17 protein-coding genes and 1 pseudogene are annotated in these 15,558 nt (G+C 54.5%); 7 read left to right on the top strand and 11 right to left on the bottom strand.

All coding sequences use genetic code 11. From position 1 onward, the window contains the following. Nucleotides 1-133 precede the first annotated feature (133 nt). Complete coding sequence (gene punC, locus OGV79_RS12755; protein ID WP_024130373.1) at nt 134-1,339, bottom strand: purine nucleoside transporter PunC; 1,206 nt, start codon at nt 1,337-1,339, stop codon at nt 134-136. 112 nt (nt 1,340-1,451) lie between these two features. On the opposite strand from punC, the gene punR reads away from it, so the two are divergent. After that, nucleotides 1,452-2,384 carry a DNA-binding transcriptional activator PunR gene (gene punR, locus OGV79_RS12750; protein ID WP_115626655.1) on the top strand — a complete coding sequence of 311 codons (933 nt, stop codon included), beginning with the start codon at nt 1,452-1,454 and terminating at the stop codon, nt 2,382-2,384. Here the strand turns inward: punR and purR are convergent. After that, nucleotides 2,381-3,406 (bottom strand): HTH-type transcriptional repressor PurR, encoded by a 1,026-nt coding sequence (gene purR / locus OGV79_RS12745; protein WP_115626656.1) that lies wholly within the window; start codon nt 3,404-3,406, stop codon nt 2,381-2,383. The genes punR and purR overlap by 4 nt on opposite strands. Nucleotides 3,407-3,703: 297 nt before the next feature. On the opposite strand from purR, the gene cydH reads away from it, so the two are divergent. Together cydH and OGV79_RS12735 are read left to right on the top strand one after the other, a co-directional pair. Further along, on the top strand, nt 3,704-3,793 hold the full coding sequence (cydH, locus tag OGV79_RS12740; RefSeq protein ID WP_096753851.1) for a cytochrome bd-I accessory subunit CydH: 90 nt from the start codon (nt 3,704-3,706) through the stop codon (nt 3,791-3,793). Between the two features lie 174 nt (nt 3,794-3,967). After that, entirely contained in the window at nt 3,968-5,134 is a 1,167-nt protein-coding gene (locus OGV79_RS12735) for an MFS transporter (protein ID WP_071258165.1), read from the top strand. Nucleotides 5,135-5,180: 46 nt separating this feature from the next. On the opposite strand, the gene sodB is transcribed toward OGV79_RS12735, so the two are convergent. Both sodB and OGV79_RS12725 read right to left on the bottom strand, forming a co-directional pair. Beyond that, the gene (sodB, locus tag OGV79_RS12730; RefSeq protein WP_110494293.1) at nt 5,181-5,762 is read right to left on the bottom strand and encodes a superoxide dismutase [Fe]; all 582 of its coding nucleotides are present in this window, start codon (nt 5,760-5,762) and stop codon (nt 5,181-5,183) included. 125 nt (nt 5,763-5,887) lie between these two features. Beyond that, nucleotides 5,888-6,709 carry a C40 family peptidase gene (locus tag OGV79_RS12725; protein ID WP_047457273.1) on the bottom strand — a complete coding sequence of 274 codons (822 nt, stop codon included), beginning with the start codon at nt 6,707-6,709 and terminating at the stop codon, nt 5,888-5,890. 337 nt (nt 6,710-7,046) lie between these two features. On the opposite strand from OGV79_RS12725, the gene grxD reads away from it, so the two are divergent. Next, nucleotides 7,047-7,394, top strand: coding sequence for a monothiol glutaredoxin 4 (gene grxD / locus OGV79_RS12720; RefSeq protein WP_003832760.1), 348 nt, complete (start codon nt 7,047-7,049; stop codon nt 7,392-7,394). A gap of 109 nt (nt 7,395-7,503) precedes the next feature. On the opposite strand, the gene rnt is transcribed toward grxD, so the two are convergent. The 4 genes from rnt to OGV79_RS12700 form a co-directional block, all read right to left on the bottom strand. Then, on the bottom strand, nt 7,504-8,151 hold the full coding sequence (gene rnt, locus OGV79_RS12715; protein ID WP_047457270.1) for a ribonuclease T: 648 nt from the start codon (nt 8,149-8,151) through the stop codon (nt 7,504-7,506). 101 nt (nt 8,152-8,252) lie between these two features. Continuing rightward, complete coding sequence (gloA, locus tag OGV79_RS12710; protein ID WP_024130371.1) at nt 8,253-8,660, bottom strand: lactoylglutathione lyase; 408 nt, start codon at nt 8,658-8,660, stop codon at nt 8,253-8,255. 88 nt (nt 8,661-8,748) lie between these two features. Next, nucleotides 8,749-9,846 (bottom strand): alkene reductase, encoded by a 1,098-nt coding sequence (locus tag OGV79_RS12705; RefSeq protein ID WP_286468537.1) that lies wholly within the window; start codon nt 9,844-9,846, stop codon nt 8,749-8,751. Nucleotides 9,847-9,904: 58 nt separating this feature from the next. Beyond that, nucleotides 9,905-10,504 (bottom strand): TetR/AcrR family transcriptional regulator, encoded by a 600-nt coding sequence (locus OGV79_RS12700; RefSeq protein ID WP_047457263.1) that lies wholly within the window; start codon nt 10,502-10,504, stop codon nt 9,905-9,907. 101 nt (nt 10,505-10,605) lie between these two features. Here OGV79_RS12700 and OGV79_RS12695 point away from each other — a divergent pair, with 101 nt between their 5' ends. From OGV79_RS12695 to sodC, 3 genes are all read left to right on the top strand, one after another. Then, nucleotides 10,606-10,845 (top strand): DUF1289 domain-containing protein, encoded by a 240-nt coding sequence (locus OGV79_RS12695; protein ID WP_012132532.1) that lies wholly within the window; start codon nt 10,606-10,608, stop codon nt 10,843-10,845. Between the two features lie 49 nt (nt 10,846-10,894). Continuing rightward, complete coding sequence (locus tag OGV79_RS12690) at nt 10,895-11,791, top strand: aldo/keto reductase (protein ID WP_115626657.1); 897 nt, start codon at nt 10,895-10,897, stop codon at nt 11,789-11,791. A gap of 79 nt (nt 11,792-11,870) precedes the next feature. Then, nucleotides 11,871-12,392 carry a superoxide dismutase [Cu-Zn] SodC gene (sodC, locus tag OGV79_RS12685; protein WP_071258163.1) on the top strand — a complete coding sequence of 174 codons (522 nt, stop codon included), beginning with the start codon at nt 11,871-11,873 and terminating at the stop codon, nt 12,390-12,392. Here sodC and OGV79_RS12680 read toward each other — a convergent pair. The 3 genes and pseudogenes from OGV79_RS12680 to OGV79_RS12670 all read right to left on the bottom strand — a co-directional run bounded on the left by OGV79_RS12680 (nt 12,368) and on the right by OGV79_RS12670 (nt 15,507). Next, nucleotides 12,368-14,408, bottom strand: a pseudogene (locus OGV79_RS12680) (FUSC family protein). The gene sodC and the pseudogene OGV79_RS12680 overlap by 25 nt on opposite strands. Next, nucleotides 14,408-15,268 carry an efflux RND transporter periplasmic adaptor subunit gene (locus OGV79_RS12675; protein WP_286468532.1) on the bottom strand — a complete coding sequence of 287 codons (861 nt, stop codon included), beginning with the start codon at nt 15,266-15,268 and terminating at the stop codon, nt 14,408-14,410. The pseudogene OGV79_RS12680 and the gene OGV79_RS12675 overlap by 1 nt, the downstream one beginning before the upstream one ends. Nucleotides 15,269-15,270: 2 nt before the next feature. After that, complete coding sequence (locus OGV79_RS12670) at nt 15,271-15,507, bottom strand: DUF1656 domain-containing protein (protein WP_012132527.1); 237 nt, start codon at nt 15,505-15,507, stop codon at nt 15,271-15,273. Nucleotides 15,508-15,558: the final 51 nt, after the last annotated feature.

The following is a 15,558-nucleotide window of genomic DNA, read 5'->3' as shown; positions in this document are numbered from 1 at the left end:
ACGGGAACGCTCCGGTTCCCGTTAACGCATAATAATTATCGTAATATTAACAACTGAAATTTAGTATAGGCCTCAAAATTCGATGATACAACCGAAAATTGTTAGCGAGCTAATTACCTGTTGTTGAACATTTTTAGTGAGATTCGCTGTGCGCAACTTCGGTGTTTGCTGCGCGCGCGGCCGGTTCCTGCGCCTGAAGTTGCAGCCAGTATCCCAGCGCCGCCAGAGCCACCGTCGACAGCATTACGCTGGTGGTGGTAAGCAGCGGCGTGCTGATCAGCCACGAAACGACCAGGCTTGCCAGGAAACACAGACCCAGTTGCAGCGTGTTCTGTAAGGCTGCTGCGCGTCCGGTCGCTTGTGGGAAGGGGCGCAGCGCCTGGGCGACCACGATAGGGTAGATCGCGCCGTTCGCGATAGCCATCACACAGAATGGAATCAGGATCTCCGTCAGCGAAACATGGCTGATGAAGCTGGCGCCCCAGGTGGCGACCACGCTCAGCGCATAGAGAACCAGTAACCAGGGCAACAGCTGTTGACCCTGCCATTTTTGCAGCGCCGCGCGGCAACCGTAACCGCCCACCAGGAACGCGATGGTCTGCGGTACATAGCTCAGGCCAATTACTGCCGGGCTATAGCCCATTTCGCTGAGGATAAACGGGGAACCCGTCAGCCAGGCAAAAAAACTGGCGGAGCAGGCGGCGTAAATCAGGACGTTGCCGCGATAAGTTTGTGAACGCAGCAGGCTGGCGAAGGTCAGTTTTTCCTGGCTGTGATCATGTGCTTTTGTTGTTGGCTTTAAGCGTAAGGCGGGCAGCATCAATATCAGCGTAATGATGAACAGCGTGGCAAAAATGGCCTGCCAGGAAAAATGCGTCAGGATCCAACTGCCGAGTAAAGGCGCAAGGGCGGGCGATAAACCGACCAGCGGCATAATGGTGGCGAAGATGCGATTAATTTTTTGCGTTGGATAATAATCCGTCACCAGCGCCTGCCAGATCACCGTAGCGGCACAAACCCCCACCGCCTGAATAAAACGCAGTACCAGCAGTCCGGTAGCGCTTTCGACCCACATCATCCCCAGACTGCCCAGTGCGAAGATGGAGAGACCCAGCAGCAAAATGGGTTTACGCCCGTAACGGTCTGACAGCGGCCCCCACAGCAGTTGCGCGACGGCGAAACCGGCCAGGAACAGACTGAGGCTGGCGCTGACAGCCGCAGCCGGTGTTTGCAGGTCGGCCTGAATTGCCGCGAACGCGGGCAGATACATATCTGTTGCCAGAAAGCCCAGCACGCTGAGACCCGCCAGCCAGACTAAAAAACCTTTTCCGGGTTGCATAATTGTTTCTCTTTTCCAGAAGTAAGACATTGCCGCTGAGTGTAGGGAGTGAAATTCTGCTTGTGAAACGCTAATATTTGGCTACTGGATTCAAAATTTTTGCAGGCAGAATATGTGGTCAGAATATTCACTCGAAGTGGTTGATGCCGTTGCCCGTAATGGCAGCTTTAGTTCTGCGGCGCAGGAGTTGCACCGCGTGCCTTCTGCGGTGAGCTACACCGTCCGTCAACTGGAGGAGTGGCTGGCGGTGCCGCTTTTCGAACGACGCCATCGGGACGTTGAACTGACCCCCGCCGGGGCATGGTTTTTAAAGGAAGGGCGCTCTGTTATCAAAAAAATGCAGATCACCCGGCAGCAGTGCCAGCAGATAGCCAACGGTTGGCGGGGGCAACTGGCGATTGCGGTCGACAATATTGTTAAGCCGGAGCGCACCCGGCAGATGATTGTTGATTTTTATCGTCATTTTGATGATGTGGAATTGCTGGTCTTTCAGGAGGTATTTAACGGCGTCTGGGATGCGCTGTCGGACGGGCGCGTGGAGCTGGCTATCGGCGCGACGCAGGCCATTCCGGTTGGAGGACGCTACACCTTTCGCGATATGGGGATGCTGAGCTGGAGCTGCGTGGTCGCCCGCCATCATCCGCTGGCGTCAATGGCTGGCCCGCTCAGTGACGACACGTTGCGCAACTGGCCGTCGCTGGTCCGGGAGGATACCTCGCGTACGCTTCCGAAGCGCATCACCTGGCTGCTGGATAACCAAAAACGCGTGGTGGTGCCGGACTGGGAATCCTCAGCGACCTGCCTTTCCGCGGGACTGTGTGTGGGAATGGTGCCGACCCACTTTGCTAAGCCGTGGATCGACAGCGGGAAATGGGTGGCGCTACGGCTTGAGAATCCGTTTCCTGATGCGGCGTGCTGTCTGACGTGGCAGCAGAACGACACGTCGCCCGCGCTGGCCTGGCTACTGGACTATCTGGGCGACAGCGAAACGCTGAATAAAGAGTGGTTACGGGAGCCGGAAGAGGCTCCCGCAGAAGGGGATTAACGGCGATAGTCGCGGAACGGGCCATCGGCGACAGAGCGACGCTCAATCAGACGCGGATGCACCTCAATGGACTGCGACTCTTCGCGTTTATTGACGATACGGTCAAGCAGCATATTGAAGGCCGTTTCACCCAGAGAATCTTTCGGCTGGTGAATCGTCGTCAGCGCAGGCGTAAAGTAACGCGCGTTGCGCACGTTGTCGTAGCCGATGACCGAGATATCCTGCGGTACGCGCAGCCCCATCTCGTCAGCGGCGCACAACGCGCCCATCGCCATAATGTCGCCACCGCAGAATACGGCCGTCGGGCGGTGAGACTGGGAGATTATTTGCTGCATCGCGCGGTAGCCTGATTCCGGCTCGAAATCACCCTGAACGATCCAGTTTTCCGGCACGTTTATCAGCGCTTCTTCCATCGCTTTCATAAAGCCAGCCAGACGACCTGCGCCGGTGTTGCGTTCCATCGGGCCGGGGATCACGCCAATTTCACGGTGGCCGCGTTCAACCAGATAACGACCGGCCATATAGCCGCCTGCAAAGGCGTTATCAATGACCGTATCGGTAAAGTCCGCTTTGGCTTCGCCCCAGTCCATCACCACCATCGGGATATGGCGATACTCTTCAAGCATAGAGAGCAGGGACTCAGGGTATTCGGAACACATGACCAGCAGGCCATCCACGCGTTTTTGCGCCATCATGGAGAGGTACGCGCGCTGCTTTTCCAGGTTGTTCCAGGCGTTGCCCAGAATCAGCGTATATCCTTTCTGGAAGCAGTTCTTTTCAACGGCTTCGATAATTTCAGCAAAATAGGCGGCTTCGCTGCTGGTCGCCAGCAAACCAATCGATTTGGTGTGGTTAACCTTCAGGCTGCGGGCAACCGCGCTGGGAGAGTAGTGCAACTCTTTAATGGCTGCCCATACCGCGTTGCGCGTCTCTTCCGCAACGAAGCGCGTTTTGTTAATTACGTGTGATACGGTTGTAGTGGAAACGTTTGCTCGCTTCGCCACATCTTTAATTGTTGCCATTACATCTCACTCCAGACCATATCCTGAACTCCTGAAAATACTGTAAGTAAACGTTTGCCTTTACACACCTTGATCGCAACGTCAGGGTTGCGGCACGCCGGGAAAACGACACGGAACATCAGGAAGGGGGCAATGGCCGGTACGCTAATCAAGTAAGCGTGGAATTTTGTCTGATCTTGACGAAAAGGGGAAGAGTTAAAAGCGCTTATCAATATAAATCATGGGAGATTTTTGCATTCAAGTGTGTAAAAATGCGCAATATCACTTTTTGTGTGGGAATAAAAAGGAGAAAACTTGATGAGCACCGATCTGAAATTTTCGTTAGTGACCACCATTATTGTGCTGGGCCTGATTGTCGCAGGCGGTCTGACTGCCGCACTGAACTGATTTACCTCTGAGGGAGAGCATTCTCCCTCTGTCTTTCCTCTCTCTTCTTCCTCATTTTTAACCAAATCGTAAAAGTCTTTTGCTATTTTGCTTACTTTATTAGTTTTGTGATTGATGTCATGCTTTTGACTCTTTTGCGTGCCCCGTGACGGCACGAAGCTGCGGAGTCGATGTATGAAAATAAATTATCCCTTACTGGCGCTGGCAATTGGCGCATTTGGTATTGGAACCACCGAGTTCTCTCCTATGGGCTTGTTGCCCGTTATCGCTCGCGGCGTGGATGTCTCGATTCCTGCGGCCGGAATGCTAATCAGCGCGTATGCCGTTGGTGTGATGGTCGGCGCGCCGTTGATGACGCTGCTGCTTTCCCATCGCGCACGTCGTAATGCGCTTATTTTTTTGATGGCGATTTTTACCCTCGGAAATGTGCTGTCGGCCATCTCGCCGGATTACACTACGTTGATGCTGTCGCGGATTCTGACCAGCCTGAATCACGGCGCTTTCTTCGGTCTGGGGTCGGTGGTGGCGGCCAGCGTCGTCCCCAAACATAAACAGGCCAGTGCGGTCGCCACCATGTTTATGGGGCTGACGATCGCCAATATTGGCGGTGTTCCTGCGGCGACCTGGCTGGGGGAAACCATTGGCTGGCGTATGTCCTTCATGGCGACGGCGGGGCTGGGCGTAATTTCAATGATTAGCCTCTTTTTCTCGTTGCCGAAAGGCGGTGCGGGAGAACGCCCTGAGGTGCGCAAAGAGCTGGCGGTGCTGTTGCGACCACAGGTGTTATCGGCATTACTGACCACCGTTTTGGGCGCAGGCGCGATGTTTACGCTCTATACCTATATCGCCCCGGTGCTGCACAGCATTACGCATGCAACGCCTGCTTTCGTTACCGGTATGCTGGTACTGATTGGCGTTGGCTTTTCTATCGGCAACTACCTGGGGGGAAAACTGGCGGATCGTTCGGTTAACGGCACCCTGAAAGGATTTTTGCTGCTGCTGATGGTGATTATGCTGGCGATCCCGTTCCTGGCGCGCAATGAAGTGGGCGCCGCTATCAGCATGGTGGTATGGGGGGCGGCGACATTCGCGGTGGTTCCGCCTTTACAAATGCGCGTCATGCGGGTTGCCAGCGAAGCGCCAGGCCTCTCTTCATCGGTCAATATCGGTGCCTTTAATCTCGGTAATGCGCTTGGCGCAGCGGCGGGGGGCGCAGTGATTTCCGGTGGTTTGGGCTACAGTTTCGTACCGGTGATGGGGGCGATTGTGGCAGGGCTTGCGCTGTTGCTGGTCTTTGTCTCTGCGCGCAGACAGCCTGAAGACGTTTGCGTGGCGAGCTAAGCGCAGCATTAAAACGCAGAAGGGACTCCCTTCTGCGTTATTCTCTTTATGCCGCGAAGTTTTTCGCCACAAAGTCCCAGTTTACCAGCGCCCAGAAGTGCTCCAGGTAGCCAGGACGGGCATTGCGGTAGTCGATATAGTAGGCATGTTCCCACACATCAACGGTCATCAACGGCGTGGCGTCGGTGGTCAGCGGCGTACCGGCATTCGACGTAGAGACGATAGCCAGTTTCCCATCCGTCCCTTTCACCAGCCAGGTCCAGCCGGAACCGAAGTTCTTAATTGCGGCGTCGGTGAACTGCGCTTTGAAATCGGCAAAGCTGCCGAAGGACGCGACAATGGCGTCAGCCAGTTTACCCGTTGGTTCGCCGCCAGCATCTGGCGCCAGGCAGTTCCAGTAGAAGGTGTGGTTCCAGACCTGGGCCGCGTTATTGAAGACGCCGCCTTCAGCGCTGCGAACGATCTCTTCCAGTGATTTCCCCTCAAACGGCGTGCCTTTGATCAGGTTGTTAAGGTTGGTCACATAGGTCTGATGATGTTTGCCGTAATGATATTCCAGCGTCTCAGCAGAAATGTGCGGTGCAAGAGCATCTTTGGCATACGGTAATGCAGGTAATTCAAACGACATTGCTTCTCTCCTTATATTTATATTAGGTGCGCACAATAACCTTATTGTACGTAAGGATAGGGTAGCAAATTGAAAGGTGATACAAAAGAAGAACTTACCCTGTAGCCATACTACAGGGTAACGTTTTATCGAATGGTTTTCGGCGTCATGACCCGGCGTGCGCCCACGTAATGGCGCTGCCAGTAATCTTCGCTAAGAGAGGTAATCTGTATTTCCTGACCGCTGCGCGGAGACTGAATAAATTTGCCGTTGCCAACGTAAACGCCAACGTGATCGGCGGTACCGCGACCCTGGGTACGGAAGAACACGAGATCGCCATTTTTCAGTTCGCCACGTTCAATCGGCGCGGCATCGCGCAAATGATACATTTCATTTGCAGTACGCGGGATGCGGAATTTCACCAGATCCTTATACGCGTAATAAACCAGACCGCTGCAATCAAAACCGGTTCGTGGAGACGTTCCGCCCCAACGATACGGTTTGCCAATCTGATTCATTAATTTATTCATCGCCGTGTTGGTGGCTTTCTGCATTTTCGCTTTATGCGCATCGGCAATGGCAAGCGGGGCGCCTTTTACTTTGACACAATGCGGCTTACGACCCTTGCGCGGCGTACATTTTTCCGTCCAGGTTACGGCGGCGGTTTGTGTAGTGGCGGGTTTGCTACGACGGCTTGCGGTTTTGCTGGTTTTGGTGGTTTTCGCTGGGGAGGCAATGCGTTTTTTCGATGTGGAGGCCGTTTTACTTTGGGTTTTACTCACGGCTTTTTTTGCAGTCTTCGTTTTTTTCTTGCTGGTCGCGGTGTTCTTCTGCTTATCTGCCGTTTTCGTGACATGCGCGGCAGGCGTCGCCCTGGCTTGCCGGGAAGCATGCGCCATTGACGTAAAAGGGAGCGTGGTAAAAAGCAAAGCACAGAGCGTGATCGAGATCCGGTTTATCCGCGCCACTGAGCAATCCTCTGGTTAAGGGCAGGTCGAATTCATGCCTGCGTATGATTTACAAAACGCATCGATTCTAATCTATAAAATCCCCGGAAGTTAATAGCTTTTGTCATCTAAAATCGCGTTTCGTTATTGAGTGCAAAAAAAAGCAGCAACAAAAGCGGAAACGGGTCAACAGATAAACAATTCCATACTGTTTAAGTGGATAAGAGATATTTAGAATGCAACTTCATGCTTCAGACGATAAAATAGTAAAGCGTGATGAAAATGTTATTTTCCGTTGCCAGCCTGACCCGCTACAATGTCAGACTACTGCCGTAAAGAAGTTTAAGGAAGCAAGACAATGAGCACCACTATCGAAAAAATCCAGCGCCAGATCGCTGAAAACCCGATTCTCCTGTACATGAAAGGCTCTCCAAAACTGCCAAGCTGCGGTTTTTCCGCACAGGCTGTTCAGGCGCTTTCTGCCTGTGGTGAACGTTTTGCCTATGTCGATATTCTGCAAAACCCGGACATCCGCGCCGAGCTGCCGAAATATGCAAACTGGCCGACCTTCCCGCAACTGTGGGTGGACGGTGAGCTGGTTGGCGGCTGCGATATCTTAATTGAAATGTACCAGCGCGGTGAGTTGCAGCAGTTGATCAAAGAGACTGCGGCAAAATACAAAACCGAAGAGCCTGACGCTGAGTAATTCAGCCGAAATAAAAAAGCGACCATCTGGTCGCTTTTTTTTGCTGAAAACGTGCTTGCCTGATGGCGCGTCGCTTATCTGGACGCGCGGGCACCGCCACCCGACACGATTATGCCTCTTCTGGTACCGGCAACGGCCAGCCGCCAAGACGCTTCCAGCGGTTAACGATTTCGCAAAACAGAACGGCCGTTCGTTCGGTGTCGTATAACGCAGAGTGCGCCTGCGTTCCATCAAACGCCATTCCCGCCGCCAGACACGCTTTTGACAGCACGGTCTGTCCCAGCGCCAGGCCGCTCAGGGCCGCAGTGTCAAAGGTCACGAAGGGGTGGAAGGGGTTACGTTTCAGCGAAGCGCGCTCAGCGGCGGCCATCATAAAACTGTGATCGAACGTGGCGTTATGGGCCACCATGATCGCACGATTGCAACCGCTGTCTTTAATTCCCTTGCGCACCATTTTGAAAATGGCATGCAGCGCATCGTACTCGCTGACCGCGCCGCGCAGCGGGTTAGAAGGATCGATTCCGTTAAAGGCAAGCGCTTCGGGCTGTAAGTTTGCGCCTTCGAACGGCTCAACATGGAAATGCAGCGTCGTGTCCGGCATCAGCCAGCCTTGTTCATCCATTTTCAGCGTGATGGCGGCAACCTCAAGCAGCGCATCGGTTTTGGCATTGAATCCCGCCGTTTCGACATCAATGACGACAGGATAAAAACCACGAAAACGGTCGCACAGACCGGAAAGTTGAGCGTTATCGGACATCTGGATCTCTTAATACGGAAAATTGCAGCGCGCATTATGGCAAATTTTACGCTGAGATGCAGTAAAACAACGGGCACAGAGAGTCTGCGCCCGGCGGGAGATTAGTTGCCCAGACCGCGACCGGCGTCTTTGGCTTCAATCAGCTCAATTTTGTAGCCATCAGGATCTTCAACAAACGCGATGACGGTGGAGCCGCCTTTTACCGGACCCGCTTCACGCGTGACGTTACCGCCGTTCTGGCGAATGCGCTCACAGGCTTCGGCAGCATTGTCGACGCTCAGGGCGATATGGCCATAGGCCGTGCCCAGCTCGTACTTATCAACGCCCCAGTTGTAAGTTAACTCGATCACCGCTTCTTCGCTTTCCGGGCCGTAACCCACGAATGCCAGAGAGTATTTGTATTCCGGGTTTTCGCTGGTGCGCAGCAGCTTCATGCCCAGTACGTTGGTGTAGAATTCGATGGAACGCTGCAAGTCGCCAACACGCAGCATGGTATGAAGTAAACGCATCTTTTTCCCCTCAAAAGTGCTGAATGGTCAATACATTCAAAATGTTGTTCTAGTATAGCGGCGTTTTTACGCCGCTACCAACGCAGGATTACAGGGTAGGATAGTCTGTGTAACCTTCCGCGCCGCCGCCGTAGAAGCTTTCTGCGCGTTGTGGGTTCAGTTCTGCTTTGCGTTGCAGACGAGCTACCAGGTCCGGGTTAGCGATATACGCCCGGCCAAACGCGACGGCGTCGATCAGGCCCTTATTGAGCAGGTCTTCCGCTTTTTCCGGCGTATAGGCGCCCGCGCCAATGATCGGGCCGTGGAAGCGGGCGCGAACTTTCTCACGGAAGGCGTCAGTATACGGTTCGCCGCCAGCCCAGTCAGGTTCAGACATGTGCAGATAGGCAATGCCGCGTTTACCCAGTTCCTCAATCAGATAGAGCGCATCGGCTTCTTCATTCGGGCCATTATCGACATTCTGGAATGTGCCGATAGGGGAAACACGAATACCAATTCGATCTGCCCCCCATTCCTGAATACCGGCATCGACGACTTCCAGCACCAGACGGGCGCGGTTCTCAACGCTGCCGCCATACTGGTCAGTACGATGGTTTGACGTCGGGGAAAGGAACTGGTGCAGCAGATAGCCGTGGGCGGAATGCAGTTCTACCAGGTCGAAACCGGCTTCACGCGCATTGGCGATAGCCTGACGGAAATCGTTGACGATGCCAGGGATCTCGTCGGTTTCCAGCGCGCGCGGCATTGAGGTGTCGACACGAATAGCCTGACCGTTTTCATCGCGCAGCGAGGTACGGGTGCCAGCGCCGATCGCAGACGCGGAGACGGGAGGCTGGCCGCCGGGTTGCAGGCTGGAATGAGAGATTCGACCGGTATGCCAGAGTTGAATAGCAATGTGCCCCTGTTCGGCATGAACGCCAGCGGTAATTTTTTTCCATGCCTCGATCTGTTCCGCGCTGTGCAGACCCGGCGCGCCCGCATAGCCTTTCGCCTGTGCGGAGATCTGCGTCGCTTCACTGATGATTAGCCCGGCGCTGGCGCGTTGACGATAATACTCGGCCATTAACGGGGTGGGAATGTCGCCCGGTTCAATGCTGCGCAAACGCGTCAGAGGGGCCATGAACACACGGTTTGCTGCCGTAATTGCGCCCACTTTCAGCGGGGTAAACAGTTTCTCAGATGACATAATGGCTCCTGGTATAAGTAGACCGGTCGTCTAGTGATAAGGAAAATAAAAACGCCCGTTAAGCCGCAGGCGTTGCGATAATCGTTTTTACATGTGCCAGCGCGCTTTCAAGCGGGGCGGCACTGCGAGAAATTTTGGCGTGCAGATTCGCGCCTAACCACAGCGCATACAGGATCTGCGCCTGTTGCAGCGGCTCGCCAGCAAAAGAGAGACAGCGGGCTTCGCGTCCTTTTTCCAGCGCTTGCGCTAACAGCGTAATAATATGCCGCGCGCCTTTGTCCATCGCAGTGCGCATATCTTCTGAGAGATCGCACACTTCGGCGGACAGCTTTACGGTCAAACAGCCGCTGATAGTGCCTTGCTGGCAAAACTGATTCAGGGTTTCCTGATAGTAAGCCAGAATGCGGTCACGGTAGTTGCCCGCACCGGCGTCAAAATGCGTTGCCAGCCGCTGATGATATCCGGCGTAATGCCGTTCCAGCATGGCGACGCCAAACGCTTCTTTGGAACGAAAATAGTGATAAAACGACCCCTTCGGCACTTCGGCGGTTTTGAGCAGCTCGCTCAATCCCATTCCGGTGAAGCCACGCTGCATACAAAGCTGCTCGCCGGTAGCCAGAAGATGTTCGCGGGTATCATGTTCAGTCTGTTTGTTCATGCCGCAGAGTGTAATAGACCAATCGGTCTAATGCAAGTCAGGTTGCCAGAAAGCCAGTTAGCGTCTTCAATAAGCATAAGTGCTTTCGTTGAGGAGAGAGTGTGGCCGAGCAGTTAGAGTTTTTTCCCGTCCCAAGCCCGTGCCGGGGGATCTGTCAGTCGGATGAGCGCGGATTTTGTCGCGGCTGTCTGCGCAGTCGGGATGAGCGTTTCAACTGGCAAAAAATGAGCGACGCCGAGAAGCAGGACGTGTTGCGGCTTTGTCGTCAGCGTCTTATGCGCAAATTACGCGCAAACAAACCGAACCCGCAGGAAGAACCTCAACAACCCTCACTCTTTTGAAACCGTAATTGCGTATACTCGCTAAACATCTATATATGAGGAAGCGGTTATGGTTCAGCGTATCACTATTGCCCCGCAAGGCCCGGAATTTTCGCGCTTCGTGATGGGTTACTGGCGTCTGATGGACTGGAATATGTCTGCGCGTCAGCTGGTCAGCTTTATTGAAGAGCATCTTGATCTGGGCGTCACGACCGTTGACCATGCGGATATCTACGGCGGTTATCAATGTGAGGCCGCGTTTGGCGAAGCGTTGAAACTGGCGCCGCACCTGCGTGAGCGGATGCAGATCGTAACGAAGTGTGGTATCGCCACGACCGCCCGGGCTGAAAATGTACTCGGCCATTACATCACTGACCACGACCACATTGTTGCCAGCGCTGAACAGTCCCTGAAAAATCTGGCGACCGACCGTCTTGATCTGCTGCTCATCCATCGTCCCGACCCGTTAATGGATGCGGACGACGTCGCGGAAGCATTCCAGCATCTCCACCAGAGCGGAAAAGTGCGCCATTTTGGCGTCTCTAACTTTACCCCGGCCCAGTTTACGCTACTGCAATCGCGTCTGCCGTTTACCCTTGCCACGAACCAGGTTGAGATTTCACCGGTTCATCAGCCGCTGCTACTGGACGGCACGCTGGATCAGCTACAGCAACTGCGTATTCGACCGATGGCGTGGTCCTGTCTTGGCGGCGGTCGTCTGTTTAATGATGATGAATTCGCGCCGCTGCGCAACGAACTCGCCGCGATTGCGGAAGAGCTGAACGCGACCACGATTGAGCAGGTGGTATATGCGTGGATTTTACGCCTGCCGTCTCAGCCGTTGCCGATTATCGGCTCCGGTAAAATTGAGCGCGTACGCGCAGCGATTGAGGCGGAGTCTCTGACGATGTCGCGTCAGCAATGGTTCCGTATCCGCAAAGCGGCGTTAGGTTACGACGTGCCGTAATGCTCCGTTTTCGGCTTTCCGTTCAAAATTGTGTCACTGGTTTACACTTAACCGGGTAAACACATTTGACGGAGGTCTTATGAAGCGTTTGAGTCTGGCAATGCTAACCCTGCTGGCCTGTGCGGGTGCACAGGCCGCCAGTGAAGAAGTGACGATGAATCTGGTGACTTCGCAAGGCGTCGGGCAGTCGATTGGCAGCATAACCATTGCCGAAACGGATAAAGGGCTGGAGTTTACTCCCGATCTGAAAGCGCTGCCGCCGGGCGAACATGGTTTTCATATCCATGCTAACGGCAGTTGCCAGCCTGCGATTAAAGAGGGTAAAGCCTCGGCGGCAGAGGCTGCGGGCGGGCATTTCGACCCGCACAATACCGGGAAGCACGAGGGGCCGGAAGGCGCCGGGCATATGGGCGATCTTCCCGTGCTGGTGGTCAATAATGACGGGATAGCCACCACGCCTGTTACTGCGCCGCGCCTGAAATCTCTTGATGAAATCAAAGATAAAGCGCTGATGATCCATGTCGGCGGCGATAACATGTCCGATCAGCCGAAACCGCTTGGCGGTGGTGGCGAGCGTTACGCCTGCGGCGTCATCAAATAGTCAGGACGTCAGTGAACCCTGCGGCGGCGCTTGCTCAAGCTGCGACAGCGAGCAGTGTAATCGCCAGATGAGCGCCGCCAGTTCCTGAGCCGCAGGTTGATGATGATGCGACAGCGTGTTGCAAATACGCTGTAGCTCCTGGAGCGTGGTCGCCAGCGGCCGTTGCTGTACGCCGCGCTCACTCATCACGTCGCGCAACAAGGCAATACAGATATCCCGGACGCGCGAAAGCGGGTCGGAGCGGGTTTCCCAGGCACGCAGTTGCCACACCACATGTGAACAATTCAGCAGTACCACTCCCCAGCGTAACAGCCAGCGTCGCGCCAGTGCATCCTGGCTATTGCTGAGTTGACTGACGTGATGATAGGTCAGCGATTCAAACTCATTCTCGCTGTGCGATGGATGACGACTGAGCTGATCGACAAAATCTCTGCGCAATGCGCGGATATGGCGACGGCTTTTGCGGGCATCCGAACCCGGACGCAGGATCGCAAAGGCCAGCCACGACAGCGCGACCCCGGCAATTTTAGCCGTATTGTCATTAAGAAAATCAGCAAAGTTATACACGGGGGGATTGGTGACGGCGATAAACGATCCCATAAAAACGATCAACTGCCCCCAAAGTCCGGTGAGTTTCGGCATTTGCAGCTTTAGCAGTTGCATCGTGGCCAGCAAAGGAAACAGAAACAGCAAAAACTGCCAGAGATCGGTTATCTGCACCATCAAACCGAATTTGACGACGAAGCTGAACAACGAGAGCAGAATCAGCGTGCGCATCAGTAAAGAAAGTGATTTAAACGGCGTGGCGACGGCGGAATAGAGTACGCAACTGATGGCCGCCAGCGTTAACGCCCCTGAACCGGATTCCCATTGTGAACCGATACTCCACGCGCCAATCACCATGAGGGTGGTAAATGTGCGCAATCCGCTCCATATCGCTTCGGCGTTGTCCGTATGGCGGGCCAGACCGGGGCTGTGCGTTACTTTGATCTCATCGACTGCGGCGCCGTTTTCCAGCAACCGTAGCTGATGGCTGTTGTGTAAGTAGAGCTGGCAGAAATAGCGCAATCGCTGCCAGAAGGCGACGTGGCGGTAATCCTGTCGGTTTTTCGGATGTAGCGGGGCAATAATGCGCGCGACGGTATAACTGTCGGTACGCGGATTAGCCAGCGCGGCCAGCAGTTGTTCAATCACATCGCGGGTCTGCTCCGGCGGGTTGGGCCAGTTCAGCAACATCCTGCGGAGGCTGGAAATGACGCTGGTCAGGCGAAGCTGCTGATGCAACAGAGCGTTAAGCAGCGCGTTCTGGCGACGAAAACGGTAGTGACTCCAGAATGCCTGAATGCGCAGCAGGTTCATCGTCAGAATTTGGCCGATAACCCCTTCATGGGCGGAACGTATCGCATCGGTGGTTTCCGGCTGCCAGAGCAGGTTGGCGTGCTCCAGCAGCCGTGCGTGCATATTTTTCAGCGCGGTCAACAGCGCCGTGCCGTCAGAGGTGCTGGGCAGGATCATCATCATCATGCCGCCGCAAAGAATACCGACGATCACCTCGCAGACCCTGGCCTGGGCGATATCCCACAACTGTGTGACCTCGATGATGTTGACCATGGGAAAGGCGATGATGGCGGCCGTGTAACCCGCCAACTGGAAGGCGTAGGCGACGTTATTGGTGAAATGGGCGCAGGCCCAGGTGCAAAAGCCAATCCAGGCCGCCATGCTTAATAAAAAGAGCCAGGGTTCGTTTAGCGTGTGACCTGCGATGATGAGCGCGGCGGTGGCGCCAAGTAAACTCCCGGCAATACGCCCCAGACTTTTACTGATCACGCCGCCTACCGTCGGAAAACTTACCACGGCGGCAGAGGTCATCGCCCAGTATGGCTCATCCAGGTTGATGTAGTAGGCGAACGTCAGCGCCAGGCACATGGCGAGGGTATTGCGCAATGCATAGCGCCATTGCCCAGAGGTTGCCTTGAACCAGGGCGTATCGCGCCAGGTCAGGTGAGGGAGCTTCATTAGCGCTGACCGATAGCCACGCTGCATGTTGTGCCCGAAACCAGCGTGACATTATGGGGTAACGCATCAAATTCGATACGCACCGGCACGCGCTGTGCCAGACGAACCCAGGGAACGTTAGGTTTAATGTCAGGGACCAGGCCGGAATCGCTCTCCACGCTTTGATCATAAATCGCCCGGCCAATACTGGATACGTGACCCTGTAACTTCACGTTGCCGCTGTAGAGGGTGATCTGCGCCGGAGCGCCTTCGCGAATATGGCGCAGTTTCGTCTCTTCGAAATATCCCATGACGTAGAACGAGTGGCTGTCGACCAGCGCAAACAGCGGTTGGCCGGTAGAGGCGTAATCCCCCGTGCGCGTTGAGAGGTTTGTCACCCAGCCCGCGACCGGCGCGCGAACGTCGGTCTGGGCTAATTGCCATTGCGCCTGTTTTAATGACGCTTCCGCCGCTTTGACGCTGGCCTGCATCGCTTTAACGTTCAGGTTTGCGGTGTCCATATCTTCGGCAGAGATGTAATTTTGTGATAAATGGCGACGCCGGTTGGCTTCATTATTGGCTTTCGCTAAATCGGAGCGGGCTTTAGCCAGTTCTGCCTGCGCATTAAGCTCAGCGATGTGAAAAGGGGTCTTATCGATAGAAAAGAGCAGATCGCCTGCATTCACGAACTGGTTATCTTTTATATTGAGTTTGGTGATGCTGCCGGAGACCTGAGGCGTAATGCTCACCTGTTCCGCCCGTACTTTACCGTCGCGCGTCCACGGAGACTGCATGTAGTAATTCCATAGCCACCAACCGGCCAGAACCGCGATGGCCGCAACCACAATCGTTGAAAAGTATTTCATTGTTTTAAGCGACATAATCACCACGCAATCAGCAAAATAAGGCTCAGGCACACGCAAAGTGCAAATATCGACAGATCCATCAGCAGGGGATGCCAGATTTCACCCGAGTAAATCCAGTCGCGTAGCAGGCGATGCGCCAGCAGCCAGATAACAAATCCAAGCGCGAATGCTTTGAAAAGCGGAGGGAAATAGACAGATGCGCCGATCACCAGATCTTGTAGGGGCAATCCTGTTGCAGTGGGTATAAACGTCACAAGCAAGAATCCTTTGCGTTAAACAGCGTTGCTATAGGTTTAGTAAAAACC

The organism is Citrobacter sp. CK185, from assembly GCF_030333565.1.
GTDB lineage: Bacteria > Pseudomonadota > Gammaproteobacteria > Enterobacterales > Enterobacteriaceae > Citrobacter_B > Citrobacter_B koseri.
Note: the sequence above shows the minus strand (reverse complement) of the source record. Positions and strands in the feature narration are given on the sequence as shown.

What these genes read in the sequence shown, in the direction of transcription:
- punC (WP_024130373.1), bottom strand. Translation starts at nt 1,339, where the DNA reads ATGCAACCCGGAAAAGGTTTTTTAGTCTGGCTGGCGGGTCTCAGCGTG.
- punR (WP_115626655.1), top strand. Translation starts at nt 1,452, where the DNA reads ATGTGGTCAGAATATTCACTCGAAGTGGTTGATGCCGTTGCCCGTAAT.
- purR (WP_115626656.1), bottom strand. Translation starts at nt 3,406, where the DNA reads ATGGCAACAATTAAAGATGTGGCGAAGCGAGCAAACGTTTCCACTACA.
- cydH (WP_096753851.1), top strand. Translation starts at nt 3,704, where the DNA reads ATGAGCACCGATCTGAAATTTTCGTTAGTGACCACCATTATTGTGCTG.
- OGV79_RS12735 (WP_071258165.1), top strand. Translation starts at nt 3,968, where the DNA reads ATGAAAATAAATTATCCCTTACTGGCGCTGGCAATTGGCGCATTTGGT.
- sodB (WP_110494293.1), bottom strand. Translation starts at nt 5,762, where the DNA reads ATGTCGTTTGAATTACCTGCATTACCGTATGCCAAAGATGCTCTTGCA.
- grxD (WP_003832760.1), top strand. Translation starts at nt 7,047, where the DNA reads ATGAGCACCACTATCGAAAAAATCCAGCGCCAGATCGCTGAAAACCCG.
- rnt (WP_047457270.1), bottom strand. Translation starts at nt 8,151, where the DNA reads ATGTCCGATAACGCTCAACTTTCCGGTCTGTGCGACCGTTTTCGTGGT.
- gloA (WP_024130371.1), bottom strand. Translation starts at nt 8,660, where the DNA reads ATGCGTTTACTTCATACCATGCTGCGTGTTGGCGACTTGCAGCGTTCC.
- OGV79_RS12705 (WP_286468537.1), bottom strand. Translation starts at nt 9,846, where the DNA reads ATGTCATCTGAGAAACTGTTTACCCCGCTGAAAGTGGGCGCAATTACG.
- OGV79_RS12700 (WP_047457263.1), bottom strand. Translation starts at nt 10,504, where the DNA reads ATGAACAAACAGACTGAACATGATACCCGCGAACATCTTCTGGCTACC.
- OGV79_RS12690 (WP_115626657.1), top strand. Translation starts at nt 10,895, where the DNA reads ATGGTTCAGCGTATCACTATTGCCCCGCAAGGCCCGGAATTTTCGCGC.
- sodC (WP_071258163.1), top strand. Translation starts at nt 11,871, where the DNA reads ATGAAGCGTTTGAGTCTGGCAATGCTAACCCTGCTGGCCTGTGCGGGT.
- OGV79_RS12675 (WP_286468532.1), bottom strand. Translation starts at nt 15,268, where the DNA reads ATGTCGCTTAAAACAATGAAATACTTTTCAACGATTGTGGTTGCGGCC.